Below are 21,805 nucleotides of genomic sequence, written 5' to 3' on the forward strand. Positions count from 1 at the left end.
GGGGCGCTGCAGCAGGCCCGGAACGACCGGCGTCCACCGGCCGCGGCGGTCCGGGGCAGGACGCACAGGGACGCACTGTCAGTGCCGAGAGCGACAGCGGCCACAATGGGGGGATGAGCGACAGCCCATCCCCCCTGGCCGACCCGCACATCGTCTACGCCCCCGATGAGGGCGCAGGCCGCCGGGACATCGTGGTCCTCGGCTCCACCGGGTCCATCGGCACCCAGGCCATCGACCTCGTCCTGCGCAACCCCGACCGCTTCCGCGTCACCGCGCTGTCCGCCGCCGGCGGCCGGGTCGCGCTGCTCGCCGAGCAGGCGCGGCAGCTGGGGGTGGAGAAGGTCGCGGTGGCGCGCGAGGACGCGGTGCCCGCCCTGCGCGAGGCGCTGGCCGAGCAGTACGGTGCCGAGCCGCTGCCCGAGATCCTGGCCGGCCCGGACGCCGCGACCGAGCTCGCTGCCTCCCCCTGCCACACCGTGCTCAACGGCATCACCGGTTCCATCGGCCTCGCTCCCACCCTTGCCGCGCTGGAAGCCGGCCGTACCCTCGCGCTGGCCAACAAGGAGTCGCTCATCGTCGGCGGGCCGCTGGTCAAGGCGCTCGCCAAGCCCGGCCAGATCATCCCGGTCGACTCCGAGCACGCCGCCCTGTTCCAGGCGCTGGCCTGCGGGACCCGGGCCGAGGTACGCAAGCTGGTGGTGACGGCCTCCGGCGGCCCGTTCCGGGGCCGTACGAAGGCGGACCTGTCGCACGTCACCCCCGAGGACGCCCTGGCCCACCCGACCTGGGCCATGGGCCCGGTGATCACGGTCAACAGCGCCACCCTGGTCAACAAGGGCCTCGAGGTCATCGAGGCCCATCTGCTCTACGACATCCCCTTCGACCGTATCGAGGTCGTCGTCCACCCCCAGTCGTACGTCCACTCCATGGTGGAGTTCACCGACGGCTCGACACTGGCGCAGGCCACCCCTCCCGACATGCGCGGCCCCATCGCCATCGGTATCGGCTGGCCCGAGCGGGTCCCGGACGCGGCCCCCGCGTTCGACTGGTCCACGGCTTCGACGTGGGAGTTCTTCCCGCTCGACGACGAGGCGTTCCCCTCCGTCGGACTCGCCCGGCATGTGGGCGAGCTGGGCGGAACGGCCCCGGCGGTGTTCAATGCCGCGAACGAGGAGTGTGTGGACGCATTTCTCGCGGGGCGGCTGCCGTTCAACGGCATCATGGATACGGTCACTCAGGTCGTCACCGAACACGGAGTGCCCGCACCGGGAACTTCCCTGACGGTGGCGGACGTCCTGGAAGCGGAGACCTGGGCCCGGGCCCGGGCCCGTGAACTCGCCGCAGAGCACTCGGAGGCGCACGCATGATCTGGATGACGATCCTCGGCATACTGGTCTTCGCCGTAGGTCTGCTCGTCTCGATCGCCTGGCACGAGCTGGGGCATCTGTCCACCGCCAAGCTCTTCGGCATCCGCGTACCGCAGTACATGGTCGGCTTCGGCCCGACCATCTGGTCACGCAACAAGGGCGAGACGGAGTACGGGCTCAAGGCGATTCCGCTCGGCGGCTACATCCGCATGATCGGCATGTTCCCGCCCGGTGAGGACGGCAGGGTCGAGGCCCGCTCCACCTCCCCGTGGCGCAGCATGATCGAGGACGCCCGCTCGGCCGCGTACGAGGAACTGCAGCCGGGCGACGAGAAGCGCCTCTTCTACACGCGCAAGCCGTGGAAGCGCGTGATCGTCATGTTCGCCGGCCCGTTCATGAACCTGATCCTGGCCTTCGTACTGCTCCTCGGCGTTTTCATGGTCGTGGGCGCGACGCAGCAGACCACGACGGTCGACGCGGTCCAGCCCTGCGTCATCCAGCTGAGCGAGAAGCGCACCGACTGCCGCAAGAGCGACCCGATCGCCCCGGCCAAGGCCGCAGGCCTCCAGTCAGGCGACAAGATCGTCGCGTTCGACGGAAAGCCGGTGGCGGACTGGCCGACCCTGTCCGAGCGCATCCGCGAGTCCAGGGGGGCTGTCACCGTCACCGTCGAGCGTGACGGGCAGCAGAAGGTGCTGAACGCCACCCTCATCGAGAACACGGTCAGCAAGAGGGACGACAACGGCAACCCCGTCCCTGGCACCCAGAAGGCCGGCTACCTCGGCTTCACCGCACAGCAGATCGACGAGCCCCTCACCTTCGGGCAGTCCATCGACCGTATGGGGATCATGATGGAGGACGGCGTCCAGGCGCTCGTCGCCATGCCGTCCAAGATCCCCGACCTGTGGGACGCGGCCTTCAACGGTGCCGAACGCAAGGCGGACTCCCCGGTCGGCATCGTGGGCGCGGCCCGTATCAGCGGTGAGATCTTCGGTATGGAACTGCCGGTGGAGAACACGCTGGGCATGGCTGTGTTCCTCATCGCCGGCTTCAACCTCTCGCTGTTCCTGTTCAACATGCTGCCGCTGCTGCCTCTTGACGGCGGGCATATCGCGGGCGCGCTGTGGGAGTCCCTGCGCCGCAAGCTCGCGCGCCTGTTCAAGAGGCCCGACCCGGGCCCGTTCGACGTCGCCAAGCTGATGCCGCTCGCCTACGTCGTCGCGGGTGTCTTCGTCTGCTTCACGCTGCTCGTGCTCGTCGCGGACGTCGTCAACCCGGTGCGTATCTCCTGAATGACGGGCCCGGACACCTCGGGTGTCCGGGCCCGTACCAATGGGTGGACACAGCCACGCGATGTGCTGCGCGCAAGGTGCGTGCCGTAATCTCGGAGGCCGGAGCCCGCCCATCCGGGACCTTGATCCACACCTTGGGGTTGCACAGCAGATGACCGCGATTTCTCTGGGAATGCCGTCCGTTCCGACGAAGCTCGCCGAGCGCCGGGCCAGCCGCAAGATCCAGGTCGGCTCGGTGGCCGTCGGCGGTGACGCACCCGTGTCCGTGCAGTCGATGACGACGACGCGCACCTCGGACATCGGTGCCACGCTGCAGCAGATCGCGGAGCTGACCGCGTCCGGCTGCCAGATCGTGCGGGTCGCCTGCCCCACGCAGGACGACGCCGACGCACTCGCGACCATCGCCAAGAAGTCGCAGATCCCGGTCATCGCGGACATCCACTTCCAGCCGAAGTACGTCTTCGCCGCGATCGACGCCGGCTGCGCCGCGGTCCGGGTGAACCCGGGCAACATCAAGCAGTTCGACGACAAGGTCAAGGAGATCGCCAAGGCGGCCGGTGACGCGGGCACCCCGATCCGCATCGGGGTCAATGCCGGATCGCTCGACGCGCGACTGCTGAAGAAGTACGGCAAGGCCACCCCCGAGGCGCTCGTCGAGTCGGCGCTGTGGGAGGCATCCCTCTTCGAGGAGCACGGCTTCCGCGACATCAAGATCTCCGTCAAGCACAACGACCCGGTCGTCATGGTCAACGCCTACCGGCAGCTGGCCGCGCAGTGCGACTACCCGCTGCACCTGGGCGTCACCGAGGCCGGCCCCGCCTTCCAGGGCACCATCAAGTCCGCGGTCGCCTTCGGGGCACTGCTCAGCGAGGGCATCGGCGACACGATCCGGGTGTCCCTGTCCGCCCCGCCCGCCGAAGAGGTCAAGGTCGGCATCCAGATCCTCGAATCGCTGAACCTGCGCCAGCGCCGCCTGGAGATCGTCTCCTGCCCGTCCTGCGGCCGCGCCCAGGTAGATGTCTACAAGCTCGCCGACCAGGTCAGCGCCGGTCTGGAGGGCATGGAGGTCCCGCTGCGCGTCGCTGTCATGGGCTGCGTCGTCAACGGCCCGGGCGAGGCCCGCGAGGCCGACCTCGGTGTGGCGTCCGGCAACGGCAAGGGCCAGATCTTCGTCAAGGGCGAGGTCATCAAGACCGTGCCCGAGTCGAAGATCGTCGAGACCCTCATCGAAGAGGCACTGAAGATCGCCGAGCAGATGGAGAAGGACGGCGTCGCCTCCGGCACTCCCGATGTGGTCGCCGTCGGCGAGCCCGCGGCGGCCCTCGGCTGACCCGTCCGCTCCGGCGACAACGATCAAGCCCCGCCGCAGGCCCTGCGCCGGGGCTTCGTCGTGGGCGAGCCATCCGGGGGACACGCCAGGTACAGTGCGGAAATCAGCAGACCGCATGGTGAGGCCCCCTTCGTGTTGACGCAGACCACCACCCGGGTCCTCGAACCGAGCGACCTCGGCGCAGCGCTCGCCATCCTCGAGAGCGAGCCCGTGACGAATGCTTTCGTCACCTCCCGCGTCCAGGTCGCCGGGCTGGACCCCTGGCGCCTGGGCGGCGAGATGTGGGGCTGGTACGCGGACGGGCAGCTGCGCTCGCTGTGCTACTCCGGTGCCAACCTCGTCCCGATCTGTGCCACTCCCGACGCCGTACGCGCGTTCGCCGACCGCGCGCGCAGGTCCGGACGACGCTGCTCCTCCATCGTCGGTCCCTCCCAGCCGACCGCCCAGCTGTGGCGGCTGCTCGAACCGAGCTGGGGTCCGGCACGGGACGTACGCGCCCATCAGCCCCTGATGGTCACCGAACGGCTCCCGGACGACATCGAGCCCGATCCGCAGGTCCGCCGGATCCGCAAGAACGAGATGGAACTGATCATGCCGGCGTGTGTGGCGATGTTCACCGAAGAGGTGGGCATCTCCCCGATGGCGGGCGACGGCGGTCTGCTCTACCAGGCCCGGGTCGCGGAACTCGTCGGGTCCGGACGCTCCTTCGCCCGCATCGAGGACGGAAAGGTCGTCTTCAAGGCCGAGATCGGCGCGGCCACCCCGCAGGCCTGCCAGATCCAGGGAGTGTGGGTGGCTCCCGAGTTCCGGGGGCGCGGGCTGTCCGAGACCGGTATGGCGGCGGTGCTGCGCTACGCGCTCGCCGATGTCTCTCCGGTCGTCAGCCTCTATGTGAACGACTACAACACCGCGGCCCGGGCGGCGTACCGGCGGGTCGGCTTCAGTGAGGTCGGCGCCTTCATGAGCGTGCTGTTCTGAATCAGGAACGTACGGTTCAGAGGGCGGACAGCTGCAAGTAGGGTTCGGGCCATGGCAGCACTGTCTGGGGACCCGTCCCAGGAACCCGATGTCGTGGTCGGACCGCTCGAACTCTCCGCGCGGGTGGACGATGCCCTTGCCGTACAGGCGACGGCATTCGGGCTCAGCGACGAAGAGATCGACATCCGCCGCTACATCGTGCTGCGGCATCTGCTCAACCGCGGCGCCCGCGCATTCGGCGCCACCACCGCGACCGGCCGGCTCGTCGGATTCGTCTACGGCATGCCCAACGAGCGCACCCACTGGTGGTCCACCATCGTCGAGCCGTATCTGCACAGCACGGGCAACGCGGGCTGGCTGAACGACGCCTTCGTGATCACCGAACTCCATGTGCACCCCGAATTCCAGGGGCGCGGCATCGGACGGGAGCTGATCACCACGATCACCGACACCGCGGACGAGCCCCGCTCGATCCTGTCCGCGATCGACACAGAGAGCCCGGCCCGTGCCCTGTACCGCAGCCTCGGCTACCAGGACCTGGCCAGGCAGGTCATGTTCCCGAGCGCGCCGAGTCCGTATGCGGTGATGGGGGCTGCGCTGCCGCTGCAGCGGGGGAACTGATTTCCGCCTGCACGTGCGGCCCGGCTAACCTCCTGCACATCACACGTTCCGAGCAGGAGTTCACCATGGCCCAGGTCCAGCGCATGTCCCGTCTGATGATCAAGACACTGCGCGACGACCCGGCCGACGCCGAGACGCTCAGCCACAAGCTGCTCGTCCGTGCCGGTTATGTCCGCCGCAACGCCGCCGGCATCTGGTCCTGGCTGCCCCTCGGGAAGCGGGTCCTGGAGAACGTCACCCGCGTCGTACGCGAGGAGATGGACGCGATCGGCGCGCAGGAGGTTCTGCTGCCGGCCGTGCTGCCCAAGGAGCCGTACGAGGCCACGGGCCGGTGGGAGGAGTACGGCGCTGAGCTGTTCCGCCTCAAGGACCGCAAGGGCGCCGACTACCTGCTCGGCCCGACCCACGAAGAGATCTTCACCCAGCTGGTCAAGGACCAGTGCACGTCCTACAAGGACCTGCCGGTGATCCTCTACCAGATCCAGACCAAGTACCGCGACGAGGCGCGTCCGCGCTCCGGCATCCTGCGCGGCCGTGAGTTCCAGATGAAGGACTCGTACTCCTTCGACACCACGGACGAGGGCCTCGCCGAGTCGTACGCCCTGCACCGCGAGGCATACGTCAAGATCTTCGAGCGCCTCGGCCTCGACCACAAGATCGTCTCCGCGGTCTCCGGCGCCATGGGCGGTTCGGCGTCCGAGGAGTTCCTCGCCCCGGCCGCGGCAGGCGAGGACACCTTCGTGTACTGCCCCTCGTGCGACTACGCGGCCAACACCGAGGCCGTCACCTTCGCGCTCGCCCCCGTCGACGGTGCGGCGCACGGTCCGGTCGAGGAGCTGGACACCCCCGACACCCCGACCATCGAGACGCTCGCCGACCACCTCGGCGTCCCGGCCTCCGCGACCCTGAAGAACCTGCTGGTCAAGGTCGACGGTGAGATCGTCGCCGTGGGCGTGCCGGGCGACCGCGAGGTCGACCTGGGCAAGCTGGGCGACCATCTGGCGCCGGCGACCGTCGAGCTGGTCACCGCCGACGACTTCACCGACCGCCCCGACCTGGTCCGCGGATACGTCGGCCCGCAGGGCCTGGAGAAGGTCCGCTACATCGCCGACCCGCGCATCGCGCCCGGCACGGCGTGGATCACCGGTGCCAACAAGCCGGACACGCACGCGAAGAACGTCGTGGCGGGCCGTGACTTCGAGGTCGACGAGTACCTGGACGTCGTCGTGGTCGAGGACGGCGACCCGTGCCCCGCGTGCGCGACCGGCCTGAAGCTGGACCGCGCCATCGAGATCGGTCACATCTTCCAGCTCGGCCGCAAGTACGCCGACGCGTTCCAGCTCGACGTGCTCGGTCAGAACGGCAAGCCGGTCCGCGTCACCATGGGCTCGTACGGCATCGGCGTCTCACGCGCGGTGGCGGCACTGGCCGAGCAGACCGCCGACGAGCAGGGCCTGTGCTGGCCCCGCGAGATCGCCCCGGCCGACGTCCACGTCGTCGCCGCGGGCAAGGCGCTGCAGACGGAGCTGGCGCTCGACGTCGCCGAGCAGCTCGGCGCCGCGGGCCTGCGGGTGCTGGTGGACGACCGGGCGGGTGTCTCACCGGGCGTGAAGTTCACCGACGCGGAGCTGATCGGCGTCCCGAAGATCCTGGTGGCCGGGCGCCGCTCGGGCGAGGGAGTGCTGGAGCTGAAGGACCGGCGGACGGGGGAGCGCGAGGAGCTTTCGGTGGCGGAGGCGATCGCCCGCCTGCGCGCGTAGGTAGCGGGGGCGTTGCCCCGTCCCTCCCCCTACGCCCTGCGGCGTGGGGGGATCCCCATTTCCCGTGACCGGGGCAAGCCCCGGGCCCCGTACCGCCCTTCGGGCGGTGTCCTCAATCTCCCCCTGGACTGCGTCCGGGGGGACCTCCGGACGGGCTGGCGCAGCCCGGCAATTCAGCCTCGCCGGCGCTCGAGGCGCGGGGGTCCGGGGGAGAGCCCCCGGTCATCGGCAGGGGCGGGGTGGGGGAACGCGCCCCTGGGCAGCGCACCCGCCCCGGCTACAACCAGCCCGCGAACTCCAGCGCCAGTTCCCCCTCCTGGAGCCGCCCCGCGGCAATCGCCCGTGTGCCCGACTCCACGGCCCGGAACAGCGTCCAGCCCCGCAGCCGGTCGCGGTCCACCTCCAGGGAGTCCGCGAGCTTGTTCACACGGCGGCGGGCCGCCGACGCGCCCGCAGAGGTCGCGATCAGGTCCTCGACCCGGTCGCGGACCAACCGGGCCAGGTCGTAGGCGCGTTCGCCCACCAAGGGCTCCGGGCCGACCGCGAGCCATGGCGTCCGGTCGCCCGAAAGCACCTTGCCCTGGCGGAAGTTGCCGTGCAGCAGCTCCTCTTCGGGTGTGAACGCGGCGAGTTCGTCGCGCGCGTCCAGCGCCGCCGAGACCAGCTCTGCCGCCCCCGGGTCATCGAACTCCCGCATCGCCACGGCCTGTCGGGACGTACGCTGCGCGACTGTCTCGAAGGCGTGGTCCGCCGGCGGCTCGACCCACAGCCGCCGTACGGTGCCCGCCGCCTCCAGCAGCGCCTTCGCCTCCGGCAGGGAGCGCAGTGAGACATCGGGCTGGAGGCGCTCCAGCAGCAGCGCGTCGTCGGCAGCGCCCAGCAGCCGTACCGCACCCCAGCCGTTCCAGTGCTCGAGCGCCGCCCGTTCCAGCTCGGGGGAGGCCGACGGTGGGGCGACCTTCAGTGCGGCGGGGGTGCCGTCGGGCTGTCGCACCAGAAGGACCAGACTGCTCCTGCCGCCCGGGGCCATGACGCGTTCGACTTCCAGACCGCTCCGGTCCACCGCCTCCTGGGCGAGGCCCGGCAGTTGCCCGAGCCAGTCGTCGCCCTCACCGAGTGCCCGGACCAGCCGCTGCGGCGGTTCGAAAGCCATACGCTCGTTGTTCCCTTTCCGCTTCAGCGGTTGTTGCCCACCGCACGCTCGGTGAGCCCAGGAAAGGCTACGCCGCTGCCGCGCCAGCGCACCGCGCGGACCGCCGCCTCCTGCAGCGCGCCCGCGGCCTCCAGGCGCAACGCGCCTTCCGCCGCCCGGACGAGGTCGGAGTAGACGCCCGCGATCCGGTCCTCCAGCTCCGCGGCGAGCCGTACGGCCGCTGCCGCATCCGGTACCGGGAACGGCAGTGCGTACGCCGCGGCCGCCGCCACTGGTTCGCCCTTCAGATCGCGCACGGTGCGCGTCAGCGCGTCGCGCCGAGCCCGGTGGGCGGCGTACGCGGCCTCCGCCTCGGCCTCGCGGTGGTCGCCGACCCGGCCGCCGACCACCCCGTACCCGTACACCGCCGCATGCTCGGCGGCGAGTGCGGCCTGGGCGGCCTCCAGCGTGGCCTTCGCGGAGGAGTCCAGTCCGGTCATCGCGCGTCCCCCTTCGTCAGCAGGTACGCATGCGCTGCACCGGCAGCCGCGACGGAGGCCAGCAGACGGGCCAGTTCCGGTTCGGCTTCGGCCAGGGACGCCGTGTGCGCCTGCGAGGTACGGCGCTCGGCCGCGGCCAGCGCCTTGAGCGCGGCACCCGGTTCGGCGGCGACCGAAGCCGACGGGGACGGCGCAGGGGACGAGGAGGGGGATGCGGAGGGCGACGCAAGGACGCCGGGAGCGGGGGCCAGAGCCCTCACATGCTGGTCGACCGCCGCCCGTAGCGGTGCCAACCGGCCCGCCAGCACGGGATGTTGGGCGATCACGAGGTCGTACTCGTCCCGCAGCGCCCGGCTGGCCGCGGCGAGCCTGCGGTGCAGCGCCGCCTCGGCGCGTGCGGGGTCGGAAGGGGAACCCGAGGTACGCCGGCCGGCGGGCGCGTCCGTCGAACAACCCGTCAACAGGCCCGCCGCGGCGGCCCCCGTCACCACGAGCGCGCGCCTGCGTGTCGTCCCCGTGCGCCCCACGCCTGTCTCCCTCGGGCCTCGTCATGGCTTGCGATGATCATCGCCGCAGGCGAGCGTACCTGCGGGTCCGGGGCCGGTGGACGGCAACACCCTCCGCGACCGGATACCCTTTGATCTGACACGCGACGATCCCACAACAGCACACGCGGCCGAGGAGTCACCCGGATGAGCACCACCCAGAGCGAGAGGCTGCGCGGGCTGCTGGAACCGCTCGTCAGCGCCGCCGACCTGGATCTGGAGGAGATCGAGGTCTCCCGGGCGGGCAGGCGCCGCACGCTGAGGATCACCGTCGACTCCGACGAGGGCGTGGAACTGGACGCATGTGCCGAGCTGAGCCGCGTCATCTCCGACAAGCTCGACGAGACGGACGCCATGGGTGAGGGCGAGTACGTCCTGGAGGTCAGCTCGCCCGGCGCCGACCGGCCCCTGAACGAACACCGCCACTACGTGCGCGCGACCGGCCGGCTGGTCAGGCTGCAGCTGCACGAGGGCGGCGAGCTGGTGGCCCGCATCCTCACCGTGGACGACACCGGACTCGATCTCGAAGTGCCCGGCGTGAAGGGGCGCAAGCCCACCGCCCGGCGGGTCGAATTCCCCGAGATCGCCAAGGCGCGCGTGGAGATCGAGTTCAATCGCAAGGACAAAGACGAGAAGGAAGAGGAGGCGTAGCCGTGGACATCGACGTGAAGCTTCTCAAGGGCCTCGCGCAGGAGAAGGAAATTCCCTTCGAACTGCTGGTCGAGGCTATCGAATCGGCCCTCCTCATCGCGTACCACCGCACCGAGGGCAGCCGCCGCCACGCGCGCGTGGTGCTCAGCCGGGACACCGGCCATGTGACCGTGTGGGCCAAGGAGGACCCGGCGGATCTGGAGGAGGGCCAGGAGCCCAAGGAGTTCGACGACACCCCGTCGGACTTCGGCCGGATCGCCGCCACGACCGCCCGCCAGGTCATCCAGCAGCGTCTGCGGGACGCCGAGAACGATGTGACCTTCGGTGAGTACGCGCGCCGTGAGGGCGATGTCGTCGCAGGTCAGGTGCAGCAGGGCAAGGACCCGAAGAACGTCCTGGTCAAGTTGGACGACAAGCTCGAGGCGATCCTTCCGGTGCAGGAGCAGGTGCCGGGCGAGGAGTACACGCACGGCCTGCGGCTGCGTACCTATGTGGTCCGTGTGGCCAAGGGTGTGCGCGGCCCGTCCGTGACGTTGTCGCGCACCCACCCGAACCTGGTCAAGAAGCTTTTCGCGCTGGAGGTCCCGGAAATCGCGGACGGCAGCGTCGAGATCGCGGCGATCGCCCGTGAGGCCGGTCACCGCACCAAGATCGCGGTCCGCTCCACCCGTTCGGGCCTGAACGCCAAGGGCGCCTGCATCGGCCCGATGGGCGGCCGGGTGCGCAATGTGATGGCCGAACTGCACGGCGAGAAGATCGACATCGTCGACTGGTCGGACGACCCGGCGGAGATGGTCGCCAACGCCCTGTCGCCGGCCCGCGTCAGCAAGGTCGAGGTGGTCGATCTCGGCGCGCGCTCCGCACGGGTGACCGTTCCCGACTACCAGCTGTCACTGGCGATCGGCAAGGAGGGGCAGAACGCCCGCCTCGCCGCCCGTCTGACCGGCTGGCGCATCGACATCCGCCCGGACACGGAGCAGGGATCCGACCAGGGCTGAGGAATGTATCGGTGGGAGATCCCGTTGGGCTTGACGGCGGGGTGTCGCGCAGATCTGGACAACAACCGTTCGATTTTTGCCCCAAAGGGGTGAGGTCGGTGCGGGGAGGTAGACTTAGCCGTGTCTGGCCGGACGCATGCCCGCGTGTGCCCTGAGCGAACCTGTGTGGGATGCCGGGAGCGAGCGGCCAAGAGCGATCTGCTGCGCATCGTGGTGATCGAGGATGCATGTGTCCCCGATGATCGCGGTACGCTGCCCGGCCGGGGTGCGTATGTACACCCCGCCTTGGTCTGTCTCGACCTGGCGGTCCGCCGCCGGGCGTTCCCGAGGGCCTTCAGGGTCCAGGGTCCGCTTGAGACCGCTGATGTACGGCGGCATGTTGAGCAGGCAGCACCGTAAGAAGAAAGAAGTACGGCACGGAACACCGTGCGGTCAGGTACCTCGCGAGTTGGAAGTAGGTCGAGATTGCGATGAGCACTCGATGAGTACGCGATGAGTACGCCCATGAAGTAGCGACGGTCCGGCGGTAACCCGGACCTAAAAGGAGCGAAGTGGCTAAGGTCCGGGTATACGAACTCGCCAAGGAGTTCGGCGTGGAGAGCAAGGTCGTCATGGCCAAGCTCCAAGAACTCGGTGAATTCGTCCGTTCGGCGTCCTCGACGATCGAGGCGCCGGTTGTACGCAAATTGACTGACGCTTTGCAGGGTCCCGGCGGTGGCGCCGGCAAGACTGCTGCCAAGCCTGGCGCGCCCCGCAAGGCGACGCCCTCCCCCGCAGCGGGCAACCGCGCGGGCGGCCCCTCTGCACCCGCTGCGCCGTCTCCGGCCGGCGCGGCACGTCCTGCTGCCCCGAAGCCCGGCGCCCCGGCCCCCAAGCCGGCCGCCGCGCCCGCGAGCAGCACCCCCTCCGCGGCCCCGGCTCCGGGCCCGCGTCCGACTCCGGGTCCCAAGCCCGCACCGGCCAAGCCCGCTCCGGCGGCTCCGGTGCCCGCTGCCGAGTTCTCGGCTCCGGCCCCGGCCCAGCCCGCCGCACCGCAGTCCCCGCGTCCCGCGGGTACTCCCGGTCCTCGCCCCGCCCGTCCGGCTCCGGCCGGCGGTCAGCGTGACGGCGGCCGCGGCGGCGAGCGTCCGGCACGTCCCGCCGGCGGTCAGGGCGCTCCGCGTCCCGGTGGCCGTCCGGCCGGTCCTCGTCCGGGCAACAACCCCTTCACCTCCGGTGGCTCCACCGGCATGGCGCGCCCGCAGGCGCCCCGTCCGGGTGGTGCACGTCCCGGCCCCGGTGGGCCTGGCGGCGCCGCTTCCGGTGCCCCGCGTCCGCAGGGCGGCCCCGGCGGTGCTCCGCGCCCGCAGGGCCAGGGCGGTCCCCGTCCGACCCCGGGCGGCATGCCTCGTCCGCAGGCTCCCCGTTCCGCGGGCCCTGGCGGCGGTCCCGGTGGTAATCGCCCGAACCCGGGCATGATGCCGCAGCGTCCTGCTGCCGGTCCCCGTCCTGGTGGCGGTCCCGGTGGCGGCGGTCGCGGTCCCGGTGGCGGCGCCGGTCGTCCCGGCGGTGCCGGTCGTCCGGCCGGCGGCGGCTTCGCCGGTCGTCCCGGTGGCGGTGGCGGTGCCGGTCGTCCCGGTGGCGGTGGCGGCTTCGCCGGTCGTCCCGGCGGCGGTGGCCCCGGTGGCGGTGGCGGCGGCTTCGGCGGCGGTCGTCCCGGCTTCGGCGGACGTCCGGGTGGTCCCGGCGGCCGTGGTGGCACGCAGGGTGCGTTCGGCCGTCCCGGCGGTCCGGCGCGTCGTGGCCGTAAGTCGAAGCGGCAGAGGCGCCAGGAGTACGAGGCCATGCAGGCCCCGTCGGTCGGCGGTGTGATGCTGCCTCGCGGCAACGGCGAGACCGTTCGCCTGTCGCGCGGTGCTTCCCTCACCGACTTCGCGGAGAAGATCAACGCCAACCCGGCGTCGCTCGTCGCCGTGATGATGAACCTCGGTGAGATGGTCACGGCCACGCAGTCCGTCTCCGACGAGACGCTGCAGCTTCTCGCCGACGAGATGAACTACACCGTTCAGATCGTCAGCCCGGAGGAGGAGGACCGCGAGCTTCTCGAGTCCTTCGACATCGAGTTCGGCGAGGACGAGGGCGGCGAGGAAATGCTCGTCTCCCGTCCGCCGGTCGTGACCGTCATGGGTCACGTCGACCACGGTAAGACCCGACTGCTCGACGCCATCCGCAAGACGAACGTCGTTGCGGGCGAGGCCGGCGGCATCACGCAGCACATCGGTGCGTACCAGGTCGGCACCGAGGTCAACGGTGAAGAGCGCAAGATCACCTTCATCGACACCCCGGGTCACGAGGCGTTCACCGCCATGCGTGCCCGTGGTGCCAAGTCCACCGACATCGCGATCCTCGTGGTGGCGGCGAACGACGGTGTGATGCCCCAGACGATCGAGGCGCTGAACCACGCCAAGGCGGCCGGTGTGCCGATCGTGGTCGCGGTCAACAAGATCGACGTCGAGGGCGCGGACCCGACCAAGGTGCGCGGTCAGCTGACCGAGTTCGGTCTGGTGGCCGAGGAGTACGGCGGCGACACGATGTTCGTCGACATCTCCGCCAAGCAGGGTCTGCACATCGACTCCCTGCTGGAGGCCGTGGTCCTCACCGCGGACGCTTCGCTCGACCTCCGGGCGAACGCCGAGATGGACGCGCAGGGTATTGCGATCGAGGCCCACCTCGACCGCGGCCGCGGCGCCGTCGCGACCGTCCTGGTCCAGCGAGGCACGCTGCGCGTCGGCGACACGATGGTCGCCGGTGACGCGTACGGCCGTGTCCGGGCGATGCTCGACGACAACGGCAACAACGTGGAGGAAGCGGGTCCGTCGACCCCCGTCCTGGTCCTGGGTCTCACCAACGTCCCCGGCGCCGGCGACAACTTCCTCGTCGTCGACGAGGACCGTACGGCCCGCCAGATCGCCGAGAAGCGCGCTGCGCGTGAGCGCAACGCGGCCTTCGCCAAGCGCACCCGCCGGGTGTCCCTCGAGGACCTCGACAAGGTGCTCAAGGCCGGTCTGGTGCAGGATCTCAACATCATCATCAAGGGCGACGCGTCCGGTTCGGTGGAGGCTCTCGAGTCCTCGCTGCTCCAGCTCGACGTCGGCGAAGAGGTCGAGATCCGCGTCCTGCACCGCGGTGTGGGTGCGGTCACCGAGTCCGACATCGACCTGGCGATGGGCTCCGACGCCATCGTCATCGGCTTCAACGTCCGTGCGGCCGGCCGTGCCGCGCAGATGGCGGAGCGCGAGGGCGTCGACGTCCGCTACTACTCGGTGATCTACCAGGCCATCGAGGAGATCGAGGCGGCCCTCAAGGGCATGCTCAAGCCGGAGTACGAAGAGGTCGAGCTCGGTACGGCGGAGATCCGCGAGGTCTTCCGCTCGTCCAAGCTGGGCAACATCGCGGGTGTTCTCATCCGCTCCGGCGAGGTCAAGCGCAACACCAAGGCCCGACTCATCCGCGACGGCAAGGTCATCGCGGAGAGCCTCAACATCGAGGGCCTGCGCCGCTTCAAGGACGACGTCACCGAGATCCGCGAAGGCTTCGAGGGTGGTATCAACCTCGGAAACTTCAACGACATCAAGATCGACGACGTCATCGCGACGTACGAGATGCGCGAGAAGCCTCGCGGCTGACACGCAGCCTGTCCGGGGCCGGTCGACGGGACATATTTCCGTCGATCGGCCCCGGCCGTTGCGTGTACGGTGCTGATGTCCCTGCCAAGCAGCCGCGGCAGGGCCCCAGACCCCGAACCGGCGGGACATCCGGACATACATGTATGTGGGGACACTGTCCTTCGATCTGCTTCTCGGCGACGTACGGTCGCTGAAGGAGAAGCGCTCCGTGGTCCGCCCCATCGTGGCCGAGCTCCAGCGCAAATACGCGGTGAGCGCGGCGGAAGTGGGCGGCCAGGATCTCCATCGCCGGGCCGAGATCGGCCTGGCCATGGTGTCCGGGGACACCGGGCACCTCACAGACGTACTGGACCGGTGCGAGCGCCTGGTCGCCGCCCGGCCCGAGGTGGAACTGCTGTCCGTTAGACGCAGACTCCACAGCGACGAAGACTGAACCTGTGCAAGGCACAGCACGAAGAGCAGGAAAAGGGAGAAGGACCAGTGGCCGACAACGCGCGGGCGAAGAAGCTGGCGGACCTCATCCGGGAGGTGGTCGCCGAGAAGCTGCAGCGCGGCATCAAGGACCCCCGGCTGGGCACGCATGTGACCATCACGGACACCCGGGTCACCGGTGATCTGCGGGAGGCGACGGTCTTCTACACGGTCTACGGCGACGACGAGGAACGGGCCACTGCGGCGGCGGGTCTGGAGAGCGCCAAGGGCATCTTGCGCTCGGCGGTCGGCGCGGCGGCCGGCACGAAGTTCACGCCGACGCTCACCTTCGTCGCCGACGCCCTCCCCGAGACCGCCAAGACGATCGAGGACCTCCTCGACAAGGCGCGGGCCTCCGACGCCAAGGTGCGCGAGGCGTCCTCGGGCGCCGCGTACGCCGGCGAGGCCGACCCGTACCGCAAGCCCGAGACCGACGAGGACGAAGCCTCGGAATGACGGACAACAGGACGCCGGACGGCCTTGTCATCGTCGACAAGCCGTCCGGCTTCACCTCGCACGACGTCGTCGCCAAGATGCGCGGGATCGCCAGGACCCGCCGTGTCGGACACGCGGGGACGCTGGACCCCATGGCCACCGGAGTGCTCGTGCTCGGGGTCGAGAGGGCCACCAAACTTCTCGGTCATCTCGCGCTGACCGAGAAGGAGTACCTCGGCACCATCCGGCTCGGGCAGAACACCGTCACCGACGACGCGGAGGGCGAGATCACGTCCTCGTCCGACGCCTCCGGGGTCACCCGGGAGGCCATCGACGCGGGAGTCGCCAAGCTGACCGGCGCCATCATGCAGGTGCCGTCCAAGGTCAGCGCCATCAAGATCGACGGCAAGCGGTCGTACGCACGGGTGCGCGGCGGCGAGGAGTTCGACATCCCCGCCCGGCCGGTGACCGTGTCGTCCTTCCGCGTCTACGACGTGCGCGACGGGGTGACCGAGGACGGCCTGCGCGTCCTGGACCTGGTGGTCTCCGTGGTCTGCTCCTCCGGGACGTACATCCGGGCGCTGGCCCGTGACCTCGGCGCCGATCTGGGCGTCGGCGGGCATCTGACGGCACTGCGGCGCACGCGCGTGGGCCCGTACGGACTGGACGCGGCGAAGACGCTCGACCAGTTGCAGCAGGAGCTGACGGTCATGCCGGTCGCCGAAGCCGCCGCCGCCGCGTTCCCGCGCTGGGACGTGGACGGCAGGCAGGCGAAACTGCTCACCAACGGGGTGCGGCTGGAGATGCCGGCACAGGGGGCCTCGCCGGTCGCGGTCTTCGGGCCGGACGGGCGTTTCGTGGCCCTGGTCGAGGAGCACAAGGGCAAGGCCAAGAGCCTTGCCGTCTTCGGCTGACCCGGCCGCGGGACTCACCGGATTCCTCTGATTCCTCGTGGAACGGGCAGCGCCGCTGCCCGTTCCACGATCCCCCTCGCTTCCCCCAGGCAGAGGTCTATCCCTTCCGGACCGCGTAATCACCTGTTCGGGCAGGCGCACGGAGTGAACCGCGGGAGCACTGGGGGGCGCGTTCACTCACGGCCTTCTCTTGTTGATCACTGCGGACCTACCGTCGACGGTATGGGAAGCGGGGACCTGGCAGCGCTGGTGCGCATCTGCGATCCGGCCGGCCGGCCGCGCGGCACCGGCTTCGTCGCCGACCGCCTCGGCACGGTGGTGACCAGCCATGAGGCAGTCGACGGGCAGGCGCGGGTGATGCTGTACGCCTCCGACGGGCGGGTCTGCTCCGCCGCGGGCGACGCCGTCACGGCACTGCCGCACCACGGACTTGCGCTGCTGCGTGCCGACGGGCTGGGCGTACCGCCGCTGCCGATCGGCACGCGCGACGGGGCCGAGCCGGGGAGGTATGTACGGCTCGCCGCCCACGGCTGGCGCGAGGCACGCGTACTGGGCACGACCCGGGCCACGTACGGCGCCGCCGGCTCCCGTCATGCCATCGACGACGCGCTGGAACTGGCGATCGGTACGGACGGCAGTGACGCGCTGCGCCTCGGCGGCGCGGCGGCCGGGGGCCCGGTGCTCGACGCCCGTACCGGAGCGGTGCTCGGCATCCTCGGCACCGCGCTGCGCTGCGGGCATGCCACGGCGGCATGCGCCGTACCACTGCGCGCCACCGGCCGGGCGCCTGACGGGCCGCTGGCCGCCCTGCTGCGGCGCAACGGGGCAACAGTGCCCGGGTACGGGGACGATCTGAACCTGGCGGCGGTGCTGGAACTCACCGCGGCGCGCGATGCGCTCGGTCCCAGGATCGAAAGGCCCGGTGTCGCACGGCAGTTGGACGACTTCGCCGATGGTGCAGCTGCCCTGGTGGCCGCGCTCGTCGGCGCACCCGGCACGGGCCGCACCACCGAGCTCACCGCGCTCGCCTCCCGCCGCACGCCCGCGCCCACGCTCCGGATCCGGGGCGCCGACCTGCGCGCCGACGACACGTCGATCGCCGACGCGGCCGCACGGGTCCTCGACGCGTCGGGTCCGGCCGGCATGACCGACGGCATCACCCCGGACCGCGTGGCAGGCCTGGCCCGGGAGGCCGGACACACGCTGCTCATCGTTCTGGACGGACCCGAGGAAGCCCCGCCGCTGCCGCCGGATGCCATGTCCCGGTGGACGGCGAAGACGGTGGCATGGCTGACGGCGACGGACACCCGGCTGATCATCGGCTGCCGCCCGGAGCACTGGGAGGCGGCGGGGGCGTTGTACCCGCCGGGCGTGCTGTACGGATCGGGCGCGGGCGCCGCACGAGTCCGTGTGCCGGAGCGCAGGGCGGTGCTGCGAGCTTCCGACGCGGTGCATGTGCGGCCTCGCACGGCATTGCCGGATGCGGCGCTGTGTCCGGCAGGCGTGCACCGAGTGGTGGTGGGGGCGGGCGGCGGCGCGGGAGCGGGCGAGGCAGTGCGGGCGGGCGACGCGGCGGGGGAAACGGCCGGCGACGAGGACCGGCCGCGGCTGCCGGAGCTGCGATCCGGCGGGCGCACGGGCTCGTCGGCGGCACCAGGTCAGCGGTTCGATCCGGCACGGGGGAGGGCCGGTCGACCGGAGGCGGGACCGGGGGAGCACCCGCCGGCAGTGCCCATCGGGGAGTTCACGCCGGACGAGGCGCGGCGGATGCGGGAGCTGTGCCGGGTGCCCGACGGGGTGCTCGCAGGCGCCGACGCCCTGCATCCGCTGGCGCTCAGGATCTACGGCGAGGTGCGGGACGCTCCCGGCGCGGACATGTCTGTGCGCCCGGTACGTGCGGATCTGTTCGGTGCGTATCTGGATCTGGTCTGTCTGCGTATCGCCGCAAGGGTCGCCGGTGACGTGCCCGGCAGCGCCGTGCGCCGGCTCGCGGCATCCCTCGCGGGGCACGTCCACGAGATGGCCCGGCGGTGTCTGGCGACGGGGCAGGGGGATCTGGACCACGCGTCGTTCGAGGAGCTGTTCTCCGGGTGGGAATCCGCCGTGTTCGCCGAAGGGCTGATCGTGGCGGCGGGGCCCGGGTACCGCTTCGCGCACGAGGAGGTCGCCGAGTGGATCCTGGGCGCCCACCTGGATGTCGACGCCACGCTGGACCGCCTCGTCCACCGCCCGCAGCCGGGTGCCGGACAGCCGGTCCCGCGGCATCGCCTCGGCACCGTCGTCCACGCTCTCCTCCGGCTGGACCCGCTGCACGGACCGGCCACGCTGGAGCGGCGGCTGACCGGGCTGGCCCGCGCTCTGGAGCAACCCCGGGCAGCATCGGGCGACGCCCGGTGGTGGGCCTGCCGGCTGCTCGGCGGGGTGCTGCGGCGGGTGCCGGACGCGGAGCCCTACGCCGACGTGCTGCGGCGGCTCGTCCGCCTGCGCGACCCGGACGCGTTCGGACCCGGCTTCTGGGAGCGGCTGCCCCTTTGCGAGGCCACCCGTCTCGATCTCCTGCGGCGGCTCGTCCCCGACGACCCGCCGCACGGCGACCGGTCCGGCCGGGGCGGCGGGCGGCGCTTCCTGGACGTCGCGGCGACGCGGCTCGCCGCCGACCCGGGAGCCGTACAGCCGCTGCTGTGCCGCTGGTTCGCCGACACCACGCCGCTGCCCGCCGGGCCCGACGCGACCGTACGCCCCACCGTCGCCATGGCGGCTCAAGCCCTGCTCTACGCCCGGCGCGGCCTTGCCGTCGACGATCTCACCGAGGCCCTCGTCGAGACCGATCACCCCCGTGCCGCGGAACTGCTCGCCGCACTCGCCGAGGACGAGCCCTCCGCGCTGTGCCGGGCCGTCGCACGCTGGGCCCGCGACCCGCGTCCGCAGCGCCGTAGCGCGGCCGCGGCGCACGCGCCCGCCACCGCGGCCGCGGCGACCCGTCCGGCCGATCGTGAGCTGCTGCGCCAGGCAGCGCTCGGGTTGCTCGACGGACCCCCGGACCCCGCCGTGCACGTCCCCGCGCTCATGATCCTCGTCCGGGATCCGGTCAGCCGCCCCCACCACCTGGACGCAGCGCTTGCGGCGTACACGGCCGGTGCGCCCGGGCTGTCCGCTCGGGCGCTCGCACCCGCACTCGCCGACCACCCCGGGCCCGTGCTCGCTGCCTTCCGGGCCAGGCTGCTGCCGTCGCCCGGCGACCGGCACGCCGACGATGCCGACGAGGGCGGCGAGATCCTCGGCGTCCTCGCCGGCATCACCGCTCCGGCCGCGGCCCGCCGCGCCGCCGCGCTCGTCTGCGAGTACGTCGACCACCGACCGCAGGCCGCACGGCAGGCCGCCGTGTACGTCGAATGCCTCCTCGAACGGGGACCGGGTGCGCGCGACCTCCTCTTCCCCCTCGTCACACGCCTGCTGCGCGGCCGCCCGCCCCAGGTGCGCGCTGCCCTCGCCCCGGTGCTGGCCGCCTCCGGCAGCGCGACGTCCTTGCCGTTGCGCGCCGAGCTGCTCGACGTACTGCTGGAGTACGAGCAGTACGAGGCACGGGATCTGGCCGTGCTGGAGGCCGTGCTGAGCGCGGCGGCGCTGGGCTGCACGGTCCGTACCGAGCCCCGGACCAGCGAGCTGGTGCACCGCACGGGGCTGCTGCTCGCCCGCAGTCCGGGCGGTGCGGCCCGTCTCGACCGCCGGCTCGTGGAGCTGGCACTTGAGCTGCCCGGCTTTGCCGCGTCGCTGACCGGATGGCTGGCCACGGCGCCGCAGGAGTGGGCGGCGGTGGTCGGTCCGGGCACCCGCCGCGCCCTTGTGCCGCTTGCCTGTCCGGTGCCGATGCCGACCGCACGCCGTGGGCATGGCAGTCTTAGACCTGCGCAAGAGGCAATCATGGACACAGGTTCGGGCGAGGAGCGGTCACAGTGCAGCGCTGGCGTGGCTTGGAGGACATCCCCGAGGACTGGGGACGCAGCGTCGTCACCATCGGCTCCTACGACGGGGTGCACCGCGGGCACCAGCTGATCATCGGCCGCGCGGTGGAGCGGGCCCGCGACCTGGGCGTGCCCTCGGTCGTGGTGACGTTCGACCCGCATCCGAGCGAGGTCGTCCGCCCGGGCAGCCACCCGCCGCTGCTCGCCCCGCACCACCGGCGCGCGGAGCTCATGGCCGAGCTGGGCGTCGACGCTGTGCTGATCCTGCCCTTCACCGCCGAGTTCTCGAAGCTGTCGCCCGCCGACTTCATCGTGAAGGTGCTGGTCGACAAGCTGCACGCACGCGCGGTGATAGAGGGCCCGAACTTCCGCTTCGGCCACCGCGCCGCGGGCAACGTCGCCTTCCTGTCCGAACTGGGCGCCACGTACGACTACGAGGTCGAGGTCGTCGACCTGTACGTGAGCGGCGCGGCGGGCGGCGGCGAGCCGTTCTCGTCGACGCTGACCCGGCGGCTCGTCGCCGAGGGCGATGTCGAGGGCGCGGCGGAGATCCTGGGCCGGCCGCACCGCGTCGAGGGCGTGGTCGTGCGTGGCGCACAGCGGGGGCGTGAGCTCGGCTACCCCACGGCGAACGTGGAGACCCTGCCGCACACCGCGATCCCGGCGGACGGGGTGTACGCGGGCTGGCTGACCGCCGACGGTGAGCGGATGCCCGCCGCGATCTCGGTCGGCACGAATCCGCAGTTCGACGGCACGGAGCGGACCGTCGAGGCGTATGCGATCGACCGTGTGGGGCTCGATCTGTACGGACTGCACGTGATGGTGGACTTCCTGGCGTACGTGCGCGGCCAGGAGAAGTTCGACTCGATCGAGTCACTGCTGGACGCGATCGGCGAGGACGTCAAGAAGTGCCGTGAGCTGACCGGCGCGTGCGACGTCCGGGGCTGACCCGGACCCGGGCGGGCGCGGCCCGGCCACTGCATGGTCACTCGTCGGTCCCGCTGTGGGCATGCGTTCCGCGGAACGGGGGCACGGCACGACGCAACCGGGGGCGTTGCGCGTGCCAGGTGCGTTTCGCCACGCCGGCGTCGCCCGTCGGGCGTGGCGGAAGCCGGGGGTCCGGCCCGGTCCGTGTGCGTGACGTCCGACCGATCCAGAGCTTGTGTCCGGGCAGCGCCGCATTC

At 71.3% G+C, this 21,805-nt stretch carries 18 protein-coding genes; 15 read left to right on the forward strand and 3 right to left on the reverse strand.

The genetic code is table 11. The features are described 5' to 3' along the window. Window positions 1-113: 113 nt before the first annotated feature. From dxr to ABZ208_RS25390, 6 genes are all read left to right on the forward strand, one after another. A complete protein-coding gene (gene dxr, locus ABZ208_RS25365) occupies window positions 114-1,367 on the forward strand; it encodes a 1-deoxy-D-xylulose-5-phosphate reductoisomerase (protein WP_356911764.1) in 1,254 nt (417 codons plus the stop codon). Further along, complete coding sequence (locus ABZ208_RS25370) at window positions 1,364-2,659, forward strand: site-2 protease family protein (RefSeq protein ID WP_356911765.1); 1,296 nt, start codon at window positions 1,364-1,366, stop codon at window positions 2,657-2,659. The genes dxr and ABZ208_RS25370 overlap by 4 nt, the downstream gene beginning before the upstream one ends. Window positions 2,660-2,810: 151 nt before the next feature. Next, entirely contained in the window at window positions 2,811-3,989 is a 1,179-nt protein-coding gene (ispG, locus tag ABZ208_RS25375) for a flavodoxin-dependent (E)-4-hydroxy-3-methylbut-2-enyl-diphosphate synthase (RefSeq protein WP_328395830.1), read from the forward strand. A 135-nt stretch (window positions 3,990-4,124) separates the two neighbouring features. Then, window positions 4,125-4,967 carry a GNAT family N-acetyltransferase gene (locus tag ABZ208_RS25380; RefSeq protein ID WP_356911807.1) on the forward strand — a complete coding sequence of 281 codons (843 nt, stop codon included), beginning with the start codon at window positions 4,125-4,127 and terminating at the stop codon, window positions 4,965-4,967. A 51-nt stretch (window positions 4,968-5,018) separates the two neighbouring features. After that, the gene (locus tag ABZ208_RS25385; protein ID WP_356911766.1) at window positions 5,019-5,588 is read left to right on the forward strand and encodes a GNAT family N-acetyltransferase; all 570 of its coding nucleotides are present in this window, start codon (window positions 5,019-5,021) and stop codon (window positions 5,586-5,588) included. A gap of 65 nt (window positions 5,589-5,653) precedes the next feature. Further along, a complete protein-coding gene (locus ABZ208_RS25390; protein WP_356911767.1) occupies window positions 5,654-7,348 on the forward strand; it encodes a proline--tRNA ligase in 1,695 nt (564 codons plus the stop codon). 277 nt (window positions 7,349-7,625) lie between these two features. On the opposite strand, the gene ABZ208_RS25395 is transcribed toward ABZ208_RS25390, so the two are convergent. Genes ABZ208_RS25395 through ABZ208_RS25405 form a run of 3 tightly spaced genes read right to left on the reverse strand, consistent with a single transcriptional unit; the run spans window position 7,626 to window position 9,507 of the window. Further along, complete coding sequence (locus ABZ208_RS25395) at window positions 7,626-8,501, reverse strand: aminoglycoside phosphotransferase family protein (protein WP_356911768.1); 876 nt, start codon at window positions 8,499-8,501, stop codon at window positions 7,626-7,628. Window positions 8,502-8,524: 23 nt separating this feature from the next. Then, window positions 8,525-8,980 (reverse strand): DUF4439 domain-containing protein, encoded by a 456-nt coding sequence (locus ABZ208_RS25400; protein WP_356911769.1) that lies wholly within the window; start codon window positions 8,978-8,980, stop codon window positions 8,525-8,527. After that, a complete protein-coding gene (locus ABZ208_RS25405; RefSeq protein ID WP_356911770.1) occupies window positions 8,977-9,507 on the reverse strand; it encodes a hypothetical protein in 531 nt (176 codons plus the stop codon). Before ABZ208_RS25405 ends, ABZ208_RS25400 begins: the two co-directional genes overlap by 4 nt. Before the next feature lie 165 nt (window positions 9,508-9,672). On the opposite strand from ABZ208_RS25405, the gene rimP reads away from it, so the two are divergent. The 9 genes from rimP to ABZ208_RS25450 all read left to right on the forward strand — a co-directional run bounded on the left by rimP (window position 9,673) and on the right by ABZ208_RS25450 (window position 21,569). Beyond that, the gene (rimP, locus tag ABZ208_RS25410) at window positions 9,673-10,176 is read left to right on the forward strand and encodes a ribosome maturation factor RimP (RefSeq protein WP_356911771.1); all 504 of its coding nucleotides are present in this window, start codon (window positions 9,673-9,675) and stop codon (window positions 10,174-10,176) included. A gap of 2 nt (window positions 10,177-10,178) precedes the next feature. Next, window positions 10,179-11,174: a transcription termination factor NusA gene (gene nusA, locus ABZ208_RS25415; protein ID WP_328395815.1), complete on the forward strand. Its 996-nt coding sequence runs from the start codon at window positions 10,179-10,181 to the stop codon at window positions 11,172-11,174. Window positions 11,175-11,294: 120 nt separating this feature from the next. Next, complete coding sequence (locus ABZ208_RS25420) at window positions 11,295-11,573, forward strand: YlxR family protein (RefSeq protein WP_356911772.1); 279 nt, start codon at window positions 11,295-11,297, stop codon at window positions 11,571-11,573. A 152-nt stretch (window positions 11,574-11,725) separates the two neighbouring features. Continuing rightward, entirely contained in the window at window positions 11,726-14,839 is a 3,114-nt protein-coding gene (infB, locus tag ABZ208_RS25425; RefSeq protein WP_356911773.1) for a translation initiation factor IF-2, read from the forward strand. A gap of 139 nt (window positions 14,840-14,978) precedes the next feature. Further along, on the forward strand, window positions 14,979-15,272 hold the full coding sequence (locus tag ABZ208_RS25430; protein WP_356911774.1) for a DUF503 domain-containing protein: 294 nt from the start codon (window positions 14,979-14,981) through the stop codon (window positions 15,270-15,272). Window positions 15,273-15,319: 47 nt separating this feature from the next. Beyond that, window positions 15,320-15,766 (forward strand): 30S ribosome-binding factor RbfA, encoded by a 447-nt coding sequence (gene rbfA, locus ABZ208_RS25435; protein WP_356911775.1) that lies wholly within the window; start codon window positions 15,320-15,322, stop codon window positions 15,764-15,766. Continuing rightward, window positions 15,763-16,659 carry a tRNA pseudouridine(55) synthase TruB gene (truB, locus tag ABZ208_RS25440; protein WP_356911776.1) on the forward strand — a complete coding sequence of 299 codons (897 nt, stop codon included), beginning with the start codon at window positions 15,763-15,765 and terminating at the stop codon, window positions 16,657-16,659. Before rbfA ends, truB begins: the two co-directional genes overlap by 4 nt. Before the next feature lie 222 nt (window positions 16,660-16,881). Further along, window positions 16,882-20,712, forward strand: a complete 3,831-nt coding sequence (locus ABZ208_RS25445; protein WP_356911777.1) for a serine protease — start codon at window positions 16,882-16,884, stop codon at window positions 20,710-20,712. Next, complete coding sequence (locus tag ABZ208_RS25450) at window positions 20,613-21,569, forward strand: bifunctional riboflavin kinase/FAD synthetase (protein ID WP_356911778.1); 957 nt, start codon at window positions 20,613-20,615, stop codon at window positions 21,567-21,569. The genes ABZ208_RS25445 and ABZ208_RS25450 overlap by 100 nt, the downstream gene beginning before the upstream one ends. Window positions 21,570-21,805 lie beyond the last annotated feature (236 nt).

The sequence above is a fragment of the Streptomyces sp. NPDC006208 genome (assembly GCF_040613775.1).
Classification (GTDB): Bacteria; Actinomycetota; Actinomycetes; order Streptomycetales; family Streptomycetaceae; genus Streptomyces.

Bases quoted from the DNA above. Each gene is read 5' to 3' on its own strand.
- dxr (WP_356911764.1), top strand. From the start codon at position 114: ATGAGCGACAGCCCATCCCCCCTGGCCGACCCGCACATCGTCTACGCC.
- ABZ208_RS25370 (WP_356911765.1), top strand. From the start codon at position 1,364: ATGATCTGGATGACGATCCTCGGCATACTGGTCTTCGCCGTAGGTCTG.
- ispG (WP_328395830.1), top strand. From the start codon at position 2,811: ATGACCGCGATTTCTCTGGGAATGCCGTCCGTTCCGACGAAGCTCGCC.
- ABZ208_RS25385 (WP_356911766.1), top strand. From the start codon at position 5,019: ATGGCAGCACTGTCTGGGGACCCGTCCCAGGAACCCGATGTCGTGGTC.
- ABZ208_RS25390 (WP_356911767.1), top strand. From the start codon at position 5,654: ATGGCCCAGGTCCAGCGCATGTCCCGTCTGATGATCAAGACACTGCGC.
- ABZ208_RS25395 (WP_356911768.1), bottom strand. From the start codon at position 8,501: ATGGCTTTCGAACCGCCGCAGCGGCTGGTCCGGGCACTCGGTGAGGGC.
- ABZ208_RS25400 (WP_356911769.1), bottom strand. From the start codon at position 8,980: ATGACCGGACTGGACTCCTCCGCGAAGGCCACGCTGGAGGCCGCCCAG.
- rimP (WP_356911771.1), top strand. From the start codon at position 9,673: ATGAGCACCACCCAGAGCGAGAGGCTGCGCGGGCTGCTGGAACCGCTC.
- ABZ208_RS25430 (WP_356911774.1), top strand. From the start codon at position 14,979: ATGTATGTGGGGACACTGTCCTTCGATCTGCTTCTCGGCGACGTACGG.
- truB (WP_356911776.1), top strand. From the start codon at position 15,763: ATGACGGACAACAGGACGCCGGACGGCCTTGTCATCGTCGACAAGCCG.
- ABZ208_RS25445 (WP_356911777.1), top strand. From the start codon at position 16,882: ATGGGAAGCGGGGACCTGGCAGCGCTGGTGCGCATCTGCGATCCGGCC.